At 69.8% G+C, this 14256-nt stretch carries 16 protein-coding genes; 6 read left to right on the top strand and 10 right to left on the bottom strand.

Translation table 11 applies throughout. The annotated features are described in order from the left end of the window. Nucleotides 1-19: 19 nt before the first annotated feature. Both EJC77_RS00750 and EJC77_RS00745 read left to right on the top strand, forming a co-directional pair. Nucleotides 20-670, top strand: a complete 651-nt coding sequence (locus EJC77_RS00750; RefSeq protein WP_125609668.1) for an amino acid ABC transporter permease — start codon at nt 20-22, stop codon at nt 668-670. Next, nucleotides 667-1527, top strand: coding sequence for an amino acid ABC transporter permease (locus tag EJC77_RS00745; RefSeq protein WP_125609667.1), 861 nt, complete (start codon nt 667-669; stop codon nt 1525-1527). The genes EJC77_RS00750 and EJC77_RS00745 overlap by 4 nt, the downstream gene beginning before the upstream one ends. Nucleotides 1528-1608: 81 nt before the next feature. Here EJC77_RS00745 and dapE read toward each other — a convergent pair whose 3' ends face one another. After that, entirely contained in the window at nt 1609-2706 is a 1098-nt protein-coding gene (dapE, locus tag EJC77_RS00740) for a succinyl-diaminopimelate desuccinylase (RefSeq protein ID WP_125609666.1), read from the bottom strand. Nucleotides 2707-2763: 57 nt separating this feature from the next. Here dapE and dapD point away from each other — a divergent pair, with 57 nt between their 5' ends. After that, nucleotides 2764-3756 carry a 2,3,4,5-tetrahydropyridine-2,6-dicarboxylate N-succinyltransferase gene (gene dapD / locus EJC77_RS00735; RefSeq protein WP_125609665.1) on the top strand — a complete coding sequence of 331 codons (993 nt, stop codon included), beginning with the start codon at nt 2764-2766 and terminating at the stop codon, nt 3754-3756. Nucleotides 3757-3774: 18 nt separating this feature from the next. After that, nucleotides 3775-4641, top strand: coding sequence for a hypothetical protein (locus tag EJC77_RS00730; protein WP_125609664.1), 867 nt, complete (start codon nt 3775-3777; stop codon nt 4639-4641). Nucleotides 4642-4665: 24 nt separating this feature from the next. Here the strand turns inward: EJC77_RS00730 and EJC77_RS00725 are convergent, their stop codons facing one another. From EJC77_RS00725 to EJC77_RS00710, 4 genes are read right to left on the bottom strand one after another with little or no spacing between them, the layout of a single operon-like run. Further along, on the bottom strand, nt 4666-5277 hold the full coding sequence (locus EJC77_RS00725) for a hypothetical protein (protein ID WP_125609663.1): 612 nt from the start codon (nt 5275-5277) through the stop codon (nt 4666-4668). 51 nt (nt 5278-5328) lie between these two features. After that, complete coding sequence (locus tag EJC77_RS00720) at nt 5329-5958, bottom strand: TetR/AcrR family transcriptional regulator (RefSeq protein ID WP_125609662.1); 630 nt, start codon at nt 5956-5958, stop codon at nt 5329-5331. Between the two features lie 30 nt (nt 5959-5988). Then, nucleotides 5989-7212: a M20 metallopeptidase family protein gene (locus tag EJC77_RS00715; RefSeq protein WP_125609661.1), complete on the bottom strand. Its 1224-nt coding sequence runs from the start codon at nt 7210-7212 to the stop codon at nt 5989-5991. Nucleotides 7213-7214: 2 nt separating this feature from the next. Next, entirely contained in the window at nt 7215-8177 is a 963-nt protein-coding gene (locus EJC77_RS00710) for a LysR family transcriptional regulator (protein WP_125609660.1), read from the bottom strand. Between the two features lie 138 nt (nt 8178-8315). Here EJC77_RS00710 and EJC77_RS00705 point away from each other — a divergent pair, with 138 nt between their 5' ends. Beyond that, on the top strand, nt 8316-9242 hold the full coding sequence (locus EJC77_RS00705) for an ABC transporter substrate-binding protein (RefSeq protein WP_125609659.1): 927 nt from the start codon (nt 8316-8318) through the stop codon (nt 9240-9242). Between the two features lie 65 nt (nt 9243-9307). Here the strand turns inward: EJC77_RS00705 and EJC77_RS00700 are convergent, their stop codons facing one another. The 3 genes from EJC77_RS00700 to fdxA form a co-directional block, all read right to left on the bottom strand. Next, on the bottom strand, nt 9308-10591 hold the full coding sequence (locus tag EJC77_RS00700; RefSeq protein ID WP_125609658.1) for a citrate synthase: 1284 nt from the start codon (nt 10589-10591) through the stop codon (nt 9308-9310). Nucleotides 10592-10798: 207 nt separating this feature from the next. Next, on the bottom strand, nt 10799-12085 hold the full coding sequence (dapC, locus tag EJC77_RS00695; RefSeq protein ID WP_125609657.1) for a succinyldiaminopimelate transaminase: 1287 nt from the start codon (nt 12083-12085) through the stop codon (nt 10799-10801). Between the two features lie 7 nt (nt 12086-12092). Further along, nucleotides 12093-12416 carry a ferredoxin gene (fdxA, locus tag EJC77_RS00690; RefSeq protein ID WP_125609656.1) on the bottom strand — a complete coding sequence of 108 codons (324 nt, stop codon included), beginning with the start codon at nt 12414-12416 and terminating at the stop codon, nt 12093-12095. Between the two features lie 147 nt (nt 12417-12563). Between fdxA and EJC77_RS00685 the strand changes: the two genes are divergently transcribed. Next, entirely contained in the window at nt 12564-12785 is a 222-nt protein-coding gene (locus EJC77_RS00685; RefSeq protein WP_125609655.1) for a putative acetyltransferase, read from the top strand. Nucleotides 12786-12851: 66 nt separating this feature from the next. Here the strand turns inward: EJC77_RS00685 and EJC77_RS00680 are convergent, their stop codons facing one another. Further along, entirely contained in the window at nt 12852-13247 is a 396-nt protein-coding gene (locus EJC77_RS00680; RefSeq protein WP_125609654.1) for a hypothetical protein, read from the bottom strand. Beyond that, nucleotides 13244-14089: a PIG-L family deacetylase gene (locus tag EJC77_RS00675; protein ID WP_125609653.1), complete on the bottom strand. Its 846-nt coding sequence runs from the start codon at nt 14087-14089 to the stop codon at nt 13244-13246. The genes EJC77_RS00680 and EJC77_RS00675 overlap by 4 nt, the downstream gene beginning before the upstream one ends. Between the last annotated feature and the right edge of the window lie 167 nt (nt 14090-14256).

Here is a 14256-nt window from a genome sequence, read left to right as displayed (position 1 = left end):
CTGAAAGCGACTGTGCACTGTGGATACACTCATCAACAACCTTGACCTGTTTGTCACGGGCTTCAAGAACACCGGCATCCTGTTCGTGGTGTCGGCGGTCTTCGCGTTGATCCTGGGCACCATCGTGGCCGCCATGCGCGTCTCGCCGGTGCCCGCCATGCGGGCGGCCGGCACGTTGTACGTCAACACGGTCCGCAACACGCCACTGACCCTGATCCTGGCGTTCTTCGCGCTGGGCTATCCGCGGCTCGGCCTGCCGGAGATCAATTTCATGGTCGCCGCGATCATCGGCCTGTCCCTGTACACGGCCACGTATGTCGCCGAAACCATCCGGTCCGGCATCAACACCGTGCCCGTCGGCCAGGCCGAGGCGGCCCGCGCCATCGGGCTGCCGTTCGGCAAGACCCTGTCCCTGATCATCATGCCGCAGGCGTTCCGGTCCGTCGTGCCGCCGCTGTTCAGCGTGCTGATCGCGTTGCTGAAGAACACGACCGTGGCGGCCGGCTTCTCGGTCGCCGAGGCGGGCGCCATCCGCGCCAACCTGAGCGAGCGCGGCGAACCGCAGATGGTGGGCCTGCTCTGGGTGGCGCTCATCTTCATCGTCTTGGTCCTGGGCGTGCTGTCCACGCTGCAGCGATATCTCGAGAAAAAGTGGAGGGTGGCCCGATGAGTTCGGTTCTCTTTGACGTGCCCGGACCGAAGGCACGCACCCGCAATGTCTACCTGTCCATCATCACGGCAATCGTGGTCGTGGGCATCATCGCGTTCATCCTGTACAGGTTTGCGCAGACGGGCCAGTTCACGGCCGAGAAGTGGCAGATCTTCCGGTTCCCACTCGTCCAGCAGACCATCGTGACGAGCATCGGCGCCACGTTGGGCGCGTTCGGCACGGCCGCCGTCGGCAGCCTCGTGGTCGGCGTCATCCTGGCGTTCGGCCGGCTCGCGGACCGCCGCTGGATCAGCGTCCCGTGCTACTGGTTCACGGAGCTGTTCCGGGCCGTGCCGCTGCTGATCCTGATGATGATCATCTACTACGGCCTGCCGTCCCTCGGCGTCGAGGGCATCACCCCGTTCACGGCCGTCGTCGTCGGCCTGGTCCTGTACAACGGGTCGGTGCTGGCGGAGGTGTTCCGCGCCGGCATCGAATCGCTGCCGCGCGGCCAGCGGGAGGCCGGCCTGGCCGTCGGCATGACCAAGGCGCAGGTCCAGGTCAGCATCCTGCTGCCCCAGGCCGTGCGGGCCATGATGCCGGTCATCATCGCCCAGCTGGTGGTCATCCTGAAGGACACGGCGCTCGGCTTCATCGTCACCTACAACGAGATCCTGTTCCAGGCCACGTACTTCGGTTCGCAGGTCCAGTACGGTTCACCGGTGGTGCCGGCGCTCATGGTCGCCGGCGTGATCTACGTGGGCCTGTGCCTGATCCTGGCCGGTGTCGCCAAATGGCTCGAACGCCGATTGAACCGCTCGACCCGGGTCGCGAAGGCCAAGACCGCGCTGGCCCGCGTTGACCTGGCGGAACCCTGACGGGTCTCGACAGGCTCGACCACCGGGGTCTCGACAGGCTCGACTACCGGTGGTCGAGCCTGTCGAGACCGGGTGGTCGGGTCAGCCGAGCCAGCGCAGCAGCGCGGCCAGGCAGTCCCGGATGGCCGCGGCGGGCACGTGCTCGTTGTCCGAGTGGGCCAGCAGCGCGTCTCCCGGGCCGAAATTGACGGCCGGGATGCCGAGTTCGCCGAGGCGGGCGACGTCGGTCCAGCCGTACTTGGGCAGCGGTGTCCCGCCGACCGCGGCCACGAAGCTGGCCGCAGCCGGGGCGTCCAGTCCGGGCCGGGCGCCCGCGGCCGCGTCGGTGCGCACGACGTCGAACCCGGCCAACAAGTCGCGCACGTGCGCCTCGGCCTGCGCCGGCGTCTTGTCCGGGGCGAACCGGTAGTTGATCTCCACCACGCACCGGTCCGGGATGACGTTGCCGGCCGTGCCGCCATTGATGCGCACGGCGTTCAACGACTCCCGGTAGTCCAGCCCGTCCACGGCGACGGTCGACGGTTCATACGCGGCCAGCCGGGCCAGGATGGGTGCCGCCGCGTGGATGGCGTTCTCCCCCATCCAGGCACGGGCCGAATGCGCGGCCCGGCCGGCCGTCGTCGCCTGGAACCGCATGGTCCCGTTGCAGCCGCCCTCCACGACCCCGTTCGTCGGCTCGAGCAGGATGCCGAAGTCGGCGTCCAGCAGCTCCCGGTGTTCGCGGACCAGCCGGCCCAGCCCGCTCTTGGCGGCCTCGACCTCCTCGTGGTCGTAGAAGACGAACGTGATGTCCCTGTTGGGTTCGGCCAGCGCGGCGGCGATGGCCAGCTGGACGGCGACGCCGCCCTTCATGTCGGTGGCCCCGCGGCCGTACAGCACGTCGCCGTCCCAGCTGGCGGGCACGGTGCCGCGCGACCCGGGCACCGTGGGCAGCGGCACCGTGTCCAGGTGCCCGGCCAGGATGACCCGCTGCGCCCGGCCAAGGGACGTGCGGGCCACGATCGCGTCCCCGTTGCGCACCACGGACAGGTGCGCCAACGGCCGCAACGCCGCCTCGACCGCGTCCGCCAAGGCCGTCTCGTTCCCGGACACGCTCTCGATGTCCAGCAGCGCCGCCGTCAGCAGCGCCACGTCCGCCCGCAGGTCCAAGGCGACCGGGCCGCCGTCGTTGTTACTCATCCCGCCAGCTTACCCAGCGGGACCGGGCGCCCCGGCGTCCTTGGCTAGACTTGGACCATGACTGAGACAGCCGAATCGACTGCCCCCCGCTCCGCCCACGGCTTCGGCCTGGCCACCATCACCGACGCCGGCACCGTGCTGGACGTCTGGTTCCCCGCCCCCGCGCTCGGCCTGGCCGCCGAGACGCTCGGGAACGCGCCGGCGGCCGGCGACGACCTCCAGGACCTGGCGGCGGCCGGCACGGACCCGGACCGCGGCGTCAGCGCGCAGGTCGTGTTCGCCCAGATCGACCTGGACCGGGCCCCGGCGGACACCGTCGACGCCTACCTGCGCCTGCACCTGCTCTCGCACCGGCTGGCCGCCCCGAACAGCATCAACCTGGACGGCATCTTCGGCAAGCTGGCCAACGTGGTGTGGACGAACTTCGGCCCGGCCGCCGTGGAGGGCTTCGAGCTCACGCGCGCCAAGCTGCGCCGGCGCGGCGCCGTGACGGTGTACGGCGTGGACAAGTTCCCGCGCATGGTCGACTACGTCGTCCCCTCCGGCGTGCGCATCGCCGACGCCGACCGGGTCCGCCTCGGCGCGCACCTGGCCGAGGGCACCACGGTCATGCACGAGGGCTTCGTGAACTTCAATGCCGGCACGCTGGGCGCCTCGATGGTGGAGGGCCGCATCTCGGCCGGGGTCGTGGCCGGCGACGGCACCGATGTGGGCGGCGGCGCGTCCATCATGGGCACGCTGTCCGGCGGCGGCAAGGAACGCATCGCCCTGGGCGAGCGCGTGCTGCTCGGCGCGAACTCGGGCGTGGGCATCTCGATCGGCGACGACTCCGTGGTGGAGGCCGGCCTGTACGTCACCGCTGGCACGCGGGTGCGCGTGCTCGGCCCGAAGAACGACGACGGCGAGGACACCAGCGTCATCGTCAAGGCCGTGGAGCTCTCCGGCACGCCGAACCTGCTGTTCCGCCGCAACTCGAGCACGGGCGAGGTCGAGGTGCTGCCGCGCAAGGGCCAGAGCGTCGAGCTCAACGACGCCCTGCATGCGAACTAGCGTACCGGGCCGCCGGTGATGGCGCGCCGGCGCCGCGCGGCCGCCACCTGGCTGGTCATCGTGCTGGTGACCGTCGGGCTGCTGGCCGGCGGCGGCATCTGGGTGGCGAACGCGTTTCGCGGCATGTTCGCCCCGCCGCTGGCCGTGGGCTGCACGGCGTCGGTCGGCGACGCGAAAGCCACCCTGGCCACCGACCAGGCGGCGAACGCGGCGCTGATCTCCGCCATCTCGGTGCGCCGCGGCATGCCGGCACGGGCCGCGTCGATCGGCTTGGCGGTGGCCATGCAGGAGTCCAAGCTGCGCAACATCACGCACGGCGACATGGATTCGCTGGGCCTCTTCCAGCAGCGCCCGTCACAGGGCTGGGGCACCGAGGCGCAGATCCTGGACCCCGTCTACTCGGCGAACGCGTTCTTCAACGAGCTCGACACCGTCACCGGGTATGCCGACATGCCGATCACGGAGGCGGCCCAGGTGGTGCAACGCTCCGCCTACCCCGCCGCGTACGCCAAGCACGAATCCGTCGCGAAGGCCTTCGCCTCGGCGCTGACCGGCAACTCCCCGGGCGCGCTCAGCTGCACGCTGGCGGACCCCACGAAGGCCGGCTCGGCCACGGCCGTGACCGACGCCCTGGCCGCCGCCTACGGGAATCTGGGCGGCATCTCCGCGGCCGGCGCCACGGTGACCATCCCGGCGTCGGACACGCTCGGCTGGAGCGTGGCCCAGTGGGCCGTGGCGAACGCGTCGGCGCTCGGCATCACCGAGGTGGCGCACGACGGCAAGGCGTGGGTGCGCTCCGCGAACGACGGCGGCGCGAACGTCGGGTGGCGCGCCGCACCCTCGGCCGCGGGGACGGTTGTCATCACCGTCCGGGGCGGACAATAGCGAGTCAGGCCCTGTCCGGCCGGCTCAGACGAGCAGTTCGACGACCGGCTGGACGTAGCTGAGGAACGCGTCGTGGTCGTCGAGCAGGTGCTGGCTCATGATGAGCCGGTCCGGCTCGATGAACCAGGCGCGCTGCTCGGCCAGCGGCATCTCGACGATGGTCAGGGTGAAGTCGCGGGCGTTGCGCCCCAGCTCGAGTTCACGGTTCTGGACGAGTTCGGCCAGGATCTTGCCCGACCCGAGCGTCTCGCGCTGCTCGGCCATGCGGTTGTAGGCGCTGGTGCGCTCGCGCGCCCACGTCAGGGCGGCGCCGAAGTGCGCCTGCAGGACCCGTTGCAGCGCCGGCGTGGCGGCGAAGGAGCTGAACTCCGGCGGTGAGAGCTCCGGCTCCATTTGCGGCCGGCCGGCCATGAGCGTCTCCCACCACGCCTCCCACTGGGTGCGCAGCGCCGCGGCCCCGCCGATGTGGGCGGTCAGCCGCGTGTGGTCGGCGGCCCGCACCTGCGGGGCGATGTGGGATAGTGCGGGGGTTCCGGCGCCGTCGAGCCCGGCCACATCGCGAATGTACAAGGCTATGAGCAGGGCCGAGGAGGTATCCATCGTGATCCTCCAGCCGGGGCCGCCGGTATGCTGCATGGTTCGCCTCCATGGACCGTCGTTCCGCTCGCGACAGCCCCACCCTCCAGATTACTCCGGTTGGTCGGCGCCGAGCGAGGCCAAATGGGCGCACAGCGTCGCGCTGCCCTGTGCGGGCGTGGCCCAGGCCGGCTGCAGGACCAGGCGCAGCGCCAGCCCGTCCAGCACGGCCATGAGCCGCTCCGCCTCCCCGACCGGGGAGCGGCCGGCCGCCATGGCGCCGCCGTCGATCAGCTGCAGGATGACGCGCCCGACGACGGCCGCGGTGGCACGGTAGTCGTCGCGGGCCACGTCGGCCAGCCGGTCGTCGGCGCGGGCGGCCAGCATGAATTCCATGTGCACCACGGCCTCGCCCGCCCGCCCTTCGTCCAGCGGCAGGAACTCCTCGAGGACGCCGGCCGCCCCGGCCAGCAGTTCGTCCCGGTCGGCGTGCCCGGCCTGCTCGAACGCCTCCAGGGCGTCCAGCGCCCGGGCATGGACGCGTTCGGAGTTCAGCGCGAACGCGGCCTCGAGCAGGTCGGCCTGGTTGTCGAAGTAGTGCCGGACGGAGCCGAGTGCCAGCTCGGCCTCCCGGGCGACGTTGCGCAATGACACGGCGGCCAGTCCCTTGGCCAGCACCACCCGGTACAGGGCGTCGGCGACGTGGTCGCGGCGGTCGGCGGCATCAACGATTTTCGGCACGCTTCTTTTTTAGCACGGATGGTCCGGGAATCAGCGTCGGCTGCCGTGGCCGGCCCGCCGGAAGGCCAGTTCCGCCAGCGCGGCGGCGGCCCTGGGCACCACGGCGTCGTCGAACGCGGCACGCGGCGAATGGTTGCTGGCCCCTTCCGCCGGGGTGGCCGCCGTCGTGGCACCGAGCATGATGAACGCCCCGGGCACTTCGCGCAGGACATGGGAGAAATCCTCCGAGCCCGGCACGGGAAACGCCATTTCACGGAAGCTGCCGGCCCCGAACACGTCGGCGATCACCTCGCCCGCGTAGGCGTATTCGGCCGCGTCGTTGACGGTCACCGGGTAGTCGGGGGCCACCGTGATGTCCACCGTCATGCCGTGCCCCTGGGCAATGCCGCGGAACAGGCGTTGCAGTTCGGCCAGGAGTCTTTCCTTGTGCCCCGGGGAGAAGGTCCGCAACGTCACGTCGAACGTCGCATTGTCCGGAATGATGTTGCCGGCCGTCCCGGCCACCAGCTTGCCGATCGTGGCCACCACGGGGTCGAAGACGTTGAAGTGGCGCGTGACCAGCGTTTGCATGGCCAGCACCATCTCGCAGGCCACCGGGACGGGGTCCCGGGTCAGGTGCGGCGTTGATCCGTGGCCGCCCTCGCCGCGCACGGTGACGAACAGTTCGTCGCAGCCTGCCATCAGCGGGCCCGGACGCGAGTAGAAGACGCCGTTGTCGTACTCGCCGGAGAACACATGAAGCCCGAATGCCACATCCGCCCGTCGTCCGGCGGCGTCCAGCACGCCGTCCGCCACCATGAAGCGGGCGCCATCGTAGGTTTCCTCCCCCGGCTGGAACATGAAGACGACGTCCACGGCCAGCTCCTCCCGGCGTTCGTGCAGCAGCCGGAGCGCCCCGTACAGCGCGGACGTGTGCACGTCGTGCCCGCAGGCGTGCATGGCACCGGGAATGGTTGAGCTGAATTCCAGTCCCGTCTCCTCGGTGACCGGCAGCGCGTCCATGTCGCCGCGCAGCAGCACCACCTGCCGTTCACCGCCGCCGGGGTTGTCCTTGCCGCCGCGGAGCACCACGGTGACGGCGCTTTGGCGTTCCCCGCGGGTGACCTCCACGCCGTCGAGTTCGTTGATCTTCGCCAGCACCAGGGCCTGGGTGCGCGGCAGGTCCAGGCCGATCTCCGGGATCTTGTGCAGGTCATGCCGGAACCCGATCAGGTCCTCCCGCAGCTGTTCGGCGCGTTCGTGGATGGATTGCATGTCTAGTCCTCCTGGGAAGGTGTTGGAATGGGTGGTGCCTGGTTGCCGGTTGTGGGGGCGCCGGCGTAGAAGTCGGCGCACACCTGCTCGAAGGCGAGCGTCCTGCGCGTTGGCGTGATGGCGGCGGAGCGGACCAGGGCCACCTCGATGGGCGGCAGCTCGTCCGCCAGGTCCAACGCGACCACCCGTCCACCCGAATATGGCCTGTCATTGGCCACGCGCTGGTTGAGCAGGGCGTAGCCGTGCCCCTGTGCCACGAACGACCGCACGGTCTCGTAGCCGGAGAAGCGGTAGTGCACCTTGGGGACCACGCCGGCCGCCCGGGCCAGGCTTTCGTAGTAGTCACGGCTCAGCGGCAGGTCGAGCAGGATCATGGGTTCGTCCGCGAAGTCGTGCAGCGACACGGCGACGTCCGGGGTCCGTGCCGCCGGGTGGCCGGCGGCCACCAGGACATGGGGCGGTATCCGCTCCACCACGGTGGCCTGGAACCGGCTGTCCAGGCCGAGCCCGTACATGATGGCCACGTCGCACCGCCCGTCCAGCACGGCCGTGCGCAACTCGCCCAGGTCCGCTTCCAGGAACGTGACGTCGACCCCCGGGAAACGGGTGTGGAACATCTGCAGGATCACCGGCAGCCGGAACGGGGCCAGCGGGGCAAAGACCCCCACCGACAACGCCCCGGACAGGGTGGAGGACAACCCGGTCGCCGACTCGTACAGGCGGTCGGCGTGGTCCAGGAAGGAATCGAGTTCCTGCGCGAAGCGGGAACCGGCGCCGGTCAATTTCAGCCCGGCGGACCGGTTGCGGACGAAGAGCTGGGCGTCCACGGCTTTTTCCAATTCGGCGACGGCCGTTGACACGGCGGACTGGGTGACGAGCAGCTCGGCCGCGGCCCCCGTCATGCTGCGCAGCCGGGCGACCACGGCGAAATACCGCAGCTGCGTCAACGTGAAGGGCTTGGCCATGGCACCATCATGCCATCGGAGATCATAGATACCATCCATATTGAATAATCCGCATATCAATTTGACAGATGTAACCCCGGCCACACATGCTGGCTTCAGTCTCGTCCGCCGCGGACGCATCAGAGTTGGAGGACCCCCATGACCGTCAAGTCGATGGTTTCCCTTTCGACGGGCCTGCTCGTCGCCGGGGCCCTGGCCCTGTCCGGCTGCACGAACGCCTCCCAGGAGGGTTCGGCGCTGACCACCTCGTCGGCGTCCTTCAATGTCTCCGCCATCCAAAAGGATCCGACGTTGGCGGCCCGGGTGCCGTCGGAACTGCGGGCCAAGGGCACGTTGGTGGTGGGTTCGGACACGTCCTACGCGCCGGCGGAATTCCTCGGCGGCGCCGACGGCCAAACCCCGATCGGCTACGACGTGGACCTGACCAAGGCCATGGGCGCGCTGCTCGGCCTCAAGGTCGAAGTCCAGAGCGCCGCCTTCACCAGCATCCTGCCGTCGCTGGGGCCCAAATACGACCTGAGCGCATCGTCCTTCTTCATCACCAACGAGCGCAAGAAGGCGGCCAACTTCGTCAGCTACCTCCAGGCCGGCACCCAGTGGGCGGTGCAGAAGGGGAACCCGAAGCACTTCAGCCTCGATGACATCTGCGGCCGCAGCATCGCCGTGCAGACGGGGTCCTTCCAGGAGACCAAGGACCTGGCCGGCCGGAACCAGAAGTGCCTGGACGAGGGCAAGCCGGCCATCAAGATCATCAGCCTGAAGAACCAGACCGATGTCACCACGCGCCTGGTCAACGGCAGCGTGGACGCCATGCCGGCGGGCTCCATCACCATCGCCTACGCGGTCACGCAGACCACGGGGCAGCTCGAGGCGTTTGGCGACGTGTACCAGGCCTCCCCGGTGGGCATCGCCGTGGCGAAGGACAACCTGCCCCTGACGGAGCTGGTGGCCAAGACGATGAACAAGCTGATCGACAACGGCGACTACAAGAAGATCCTCGATGAGTGGGGCGTCGGCAGCGTGGCCATTGCCAAGGCCGAGGTGAACCCGGACGTCGCCAAATAACCAGTACGACGGCGGCCGGTGACCTTTCGCTACGAAAGGTCACCGGCCGCCGTCGTCGGTCTCCGCTAGCGCGAGGGGTACATGCGCTCCGGCTCCCCCGTGTACAGCTGGCGGGGGCGGCCGATCTTGGTCTGCGGGTCCTTCATCATCTCGCGCCACTGGGCGATCCAGCCGGGCAGCCGGCCGATGGCGAACAGGACGGTGAACATCTTCTCCGGGAAGCCCATGGCCTTGTAGATCAGGCCGGTGTAGAAGTCGACGTTCGGGTACAGCTTGCGGGCCACGAAGTACTCGTCCGTCAGGGCGACCTCCTCCAGGCGCATGGCGATGTCGAGCAGTTCGTCGTTGCCGCCGAGCTTGGCCAGGATCTCGTGGGCGGTGGCCTTGACGATCTTGGCGCGCGGGTCGTAGTTCTTGTACACGCGGTGGCCGAAGCCCATGAGCTTGACGCCGGCCTCCTTGTTCTTCACCCGCTCCACGAACTTCTCGACCGGGTCGCCGCTGGCCTGGATGTCGCGGAGCATGTTCAGCACGGCCTCGTTGGCGCCGCCGTGCAGCGGCCCGAACAGGGCGTTGATGCCGGCGGAGATGGAGGCGAACATGTTGGCGTTCGCACTGCCGACCAGGCGCACCGTGGAGGTGGAGCAGTTCTGCTCGTGGTCGGCGTGCAGGATCAGCAGCGTGTCGAGCGCCTTGACCACGATCGGGTCCATGTCGTACGGCTCGGCGGGCAGCCCGAAGCTCAGGCGCAGGAAGTTCTCCACCAGGCCCATGGAATTGTCCGGGTACAGCATGGGCTGGCCGATCGATTTCTTGTGCGCGTAGGCGGCGATGACGGGAAGCTTGGCCATCAGGCGGATGGTGGCCATCTCGACCTGCGCGTCGTCGAACGGGTCCAGCGAATCCTGGTAGAACGTGGACAGCGCGGACACCGCCGAGGACAGCACCGGCATGGGGTGCGCGTCGCGCGGGAAGCCGCCGAAGAAGCCCTTCAGGTCCTCGTGCAGCATGGTGTGGCGGCGGATCTTTGAATCGAACTTCTCCAGTTCGGCCGGGGTGGGCAGGTTCCCGTAGATGAGCAGGTAGGACACCTCCAGGAAGGAGGAGTGCTGGGCCAGTTCCTCGATCGGGTAGCCGCGGTAGCGCAGGATCCCCTTGTCACCGTCGATGAAGGTGATGGCCGACGTCGTCGCGGCGGTGTTCACGAAACCGGGGTCGAAGGTGACCGCGCCGGTGTCCTTGAGAAGCTTGGAAACGTCAAAACCGGCGTTGCCCTCAACTGCCTCTATCCGCGGAAGCTCTAGTTCTCCGCCGTCATAGCGCAGCGTGGCGCTCGTGGATTCAGTCATGGAGTCCCCTTCATGAGGTGCCTCGGCCCGGTGGCCGGGACCCTGGTTCAAATCCTGCGCGACCGATCCGTCCTGGGTGGGTGGTCCGGCCCGGGCCCTTGGGCCCCGGGGCGCACGAATGTCTACATATGAAAGTACCGCCTCGGGGGCGGCTGGCACCAATCCGGGCGCCGAATCCCTCGGCGTCATGCGCCCGCCGGCGGCCGGTCAGGCGCGGGCCTCCGCCGCCAGGCGGCGCACCGCGGCGTCGATCCGGTCGTCCGTGGCGGTCAGGGCGATGCGCACGTACCCGCTGCCGGCGTCGCCGTAGAACACGCCGGGTCCGGCCACGATGCCCAGCCGGGCCAGCCTCTCGATGGTGTGCCAGGTGTCCTGGCCCGCCGTGCACCACAGGTACAGGCCGGCCTCGGAGTGGTGGATCGCCAACCCGTAGCCCTCCAGTGCGGCGACGAGTTTCGCCCGCCGGACCCGGTACCGGGACTTCTGGTCGCGGACGTGGGCGTCGTCGCCCAGCGCCACGCGCATGGCTTCCTGCACGGGGTGGGGCACGATCATGCCGGCGTGCTTGCGGCTGTTGACCAGGTTCGCCATGATGGCGGCGTCGCCGGCCACGAAGGCGGCCCGGTAGCCGGCCACGTTGGACTGCTTGCTCAGCGAGTACACGGCCAGCAGGTTCGCGGCGGAGCCGCCGCAGACGCGCGGGTCCAGGACGCTGGGCACCGGCGTGCCGCCCTCCTCGACGTCCCAGCGGCCCCAGCCGAGCTCGGCATAGCACTCGTCGGAGGCCACCACGGCGCCCAGTTCACGGGCCTGGTCCACGAGTTGGCGCAGTTGTGCCACGTCCCGCACGATGCCCGTCGGGTTGCCCGGCGAGTTGACCCAGACGAGTCGCACCCGGGCCCGCGTCTCATCGTCGAGCTCGTCCAGCGAGTCCGCGGCGACGGAGGTCGCCCCGGCCAGCGTCGCGCCGATGTCGTACGTCGGGTACGCCACGGTGGGGCGGACGACGACGTCGCCGGCTCCCAGCCCCAGCAACAGCGGCAGCCAGGCGACCAGCTCCTTGGAGCCGACGGTGGGCATGACCTGCGCCGGGTCAAGGCAGGTGACGTTCCGGCGTCGTGCGAACCAGTCGACAATGGCCCGGCGCAGCTCGGGCGTGCCGTGCGTGGTCGGGTAGCCGGGCGCGTCCGCGGCGGCCACGAGTGCCTGCTGGATGAGCGTCGGCGTCGGGTCGACGGGCGTGCCGATGGACAGGTTGACCACACCGTCCGGATGGGCGGCGGCGATCTGTTGGTAGGGCGCCATGGCGTCCCACGGATAGTCGGGAAGCGCGAGGCCGAAGGCGGCCCGGTGGTCGAGCTTGTCTCGGTGGTCGAGCTTGTCTCGGTGGTCGAGCTTGTCGAGACCCGGGGCCTTGTCGAGACCCAGGGGGGATTTCGACGAACTCAATCCCCGGCCGTCGAGCTTGTCGAGACCGGCGGGCGGTTCCTGCATGAGCGCCCTAGTCCTGGTTCTGCGGGGGCAGCGCCGCGATCAGCGGGTGGTCGGTGTGCGTGTTGCCGACCTTGGCCGCGCCGCCCGGGGAGCCGAGCGTGTCGAAGAACTCGACGTTGGCCTTGTAGTAGTCGGCCCACTCCTCCGGGGTGTCGTCCTCGTAGTAGATGGCCTCGACGGGGCAGACGGGTTCGCAGGCGCCGCAGTCGACGCATTCGTCGGGGTGGATGTAGAGGGAACGCTCGCCTTCGTAGATACAGTCGACAGGGCATTCCTCAACGCACGCCTTGTCCTTGACATCCACGCACGGCTGCGCGATTACATACGTCACGTCCCGACCTTCCTCCTCAAGTGCCTGCCGCTACACGGCATGCCCGGCAACGCCCGGGCGTCTCCATTATCCCCCACCGCTGCCCGGCCCGCACGCCCCCGCGTCACAGTGTGAAGCCGCGGCCGGGCGCCGGCCTAGGATGGACGGGTGAGCCAGGCCGTTGATCGAATCCGCGCATTCCCGGCGGGCACCCGCGTGGTGGTCCGGTACGCCGTCGAGGACGGGGCGACCGACGCGCTCGGCGACCTGGTCGCCGTCACGGACTCCGCTTGCACGGTGCGCACGCGCTCGGGGGTGGTCACGATCCCGTTCGGCGCGGTCCTGCTGGCCAAGGCCGTCCCGCCTCCCCCGGCCCGCCGTCCCAAGTAGGGCGCACTTGCGCACCATTCCGGGCCCGAAACGGTGCGCAAGTGCGCCCTACTTGGGACGCAGGCCTCAGCGCCGCGCGCGACCCAGCAGCCAGGCGCCCAGCAGTGCCGTCAGCGGGGTGACCACGGCGATGCCGTAGAGCCACACGACGCCCTGCAAATTCGAGGACACCAGCCCGGCGGCGCCGCGCTGGATCGAGAATGCGCCGACGCAGGCGTACACCACGAAACCGGTCAACACGACATACCAGGCACTGCGGGCCCACAGCCCGACCCATAAGGCGCCGGCGGCCAGCAGCAGCAACGCCCCGAGGGCGCCATAGGGAAGCACCGCGTCGGCACCGAACCACGCGTGCCCGTGCAGCGCCGTGCCCAGCAGCCCGACGCCGAGGCCGATGCCGATCGAGGCCGCGATCCCGGCCGCGCGCGAGGGCCTGGGCCGGAGGATTCCGGGACCCGTCACGGTCGCGGGCCCTCGAGCCGGACGAACTCCTCGACCCCCGAGATGTCCTTCCACACGTCGTCCGACAACGCGTAGCGGTCCCCCGCGACGGTGATCTGCGTCCGGTGCGCGCGCATGGCCGCCTTCTTCGCGGCGCCGTCACCGTGCACGGCAATCCGTTCCACCGAGTCATCGAGCGGGCGTTCCGGCCGGTCGCTGACGATCGTGAACACGGCGGGAACCGGCCAGCCCGGCACGTCGCCGTCGCCGTGGACGGCAAGCGCCAACGCGCGGATGACCAGTTGGTGGGTGCGCACGTGATCGGGGTGGCCATAGCCGCCGTCGGCCGCGTAGGTGACGACGGCGTCCGGCCGGACCGCGCGGATGGCGCCGGCCGCCAGGGTCGCCGTCTCGTCGAGCGGAACCCGCGACAACGATCCCTCGAGCACGACGTCGGCGGCCATGGCACGCCCGTCCGGGCCCCATTGCATGCCCGAGTCGCGGAACACCCGCCCCGGCCCGGCGGAACCTTGGCCCGCAAAACCCTGGCCCAGGAAGCAGTGCTCGGTGACGCCCAGCGCGGCCAGGGCGCGGTCCAGTTCACGCTCGCGTTCTGCGGCCAGGCCGGCGCCGTCGGCGTCCGGCGATTTCCCCACCTCGAGGTGCCCCAGTTCCGCCGGGATGACCTCCCCCAGCTCGCCCCGTGTGCACGTGAGCAGGACCACGCGGGCGCCGAGCCGGGCGTAGGCGGCCATCGTGGCGCCGGTGACGAGCGTTTCATCGTCCGGGTGGGCGTGCACGAACAGCAGCGTGGCGTCGGCTCCCACGCCGGGCAGCAGGCGGGTGTCGTCCAGGGCGTCCATACCCACCAATCTACCGCCGGACACGCCGAGGGCCGGCCCCCGTAACGGGGAGCCGGCCTTTGGCGGCGCAATCCGGGCCTGCCGTCCTAGGACGGTGCTGAACAATGTGGGTGGCTTGAGGCGCGCCTGCTGGACTTCGCCGCCTGGTCGTTAAGACTGGATACATG

Origin of the sequence: Specibacter cremeus (assembly GCF_003946885.1) — a bacterium.
In the GTDB taxonomy this organism is placed as follows: domain Bacteria; phylum Actinomycetota; class Actinomycetes; order Actinomycetales; family Micrococcaceae; genus Specibacter; species Specibacter cremeus.
Note: the sequence above shows the minus strand (reverse complement) of the source record. Positions and strands in the feature narration are given on the sequence as shown.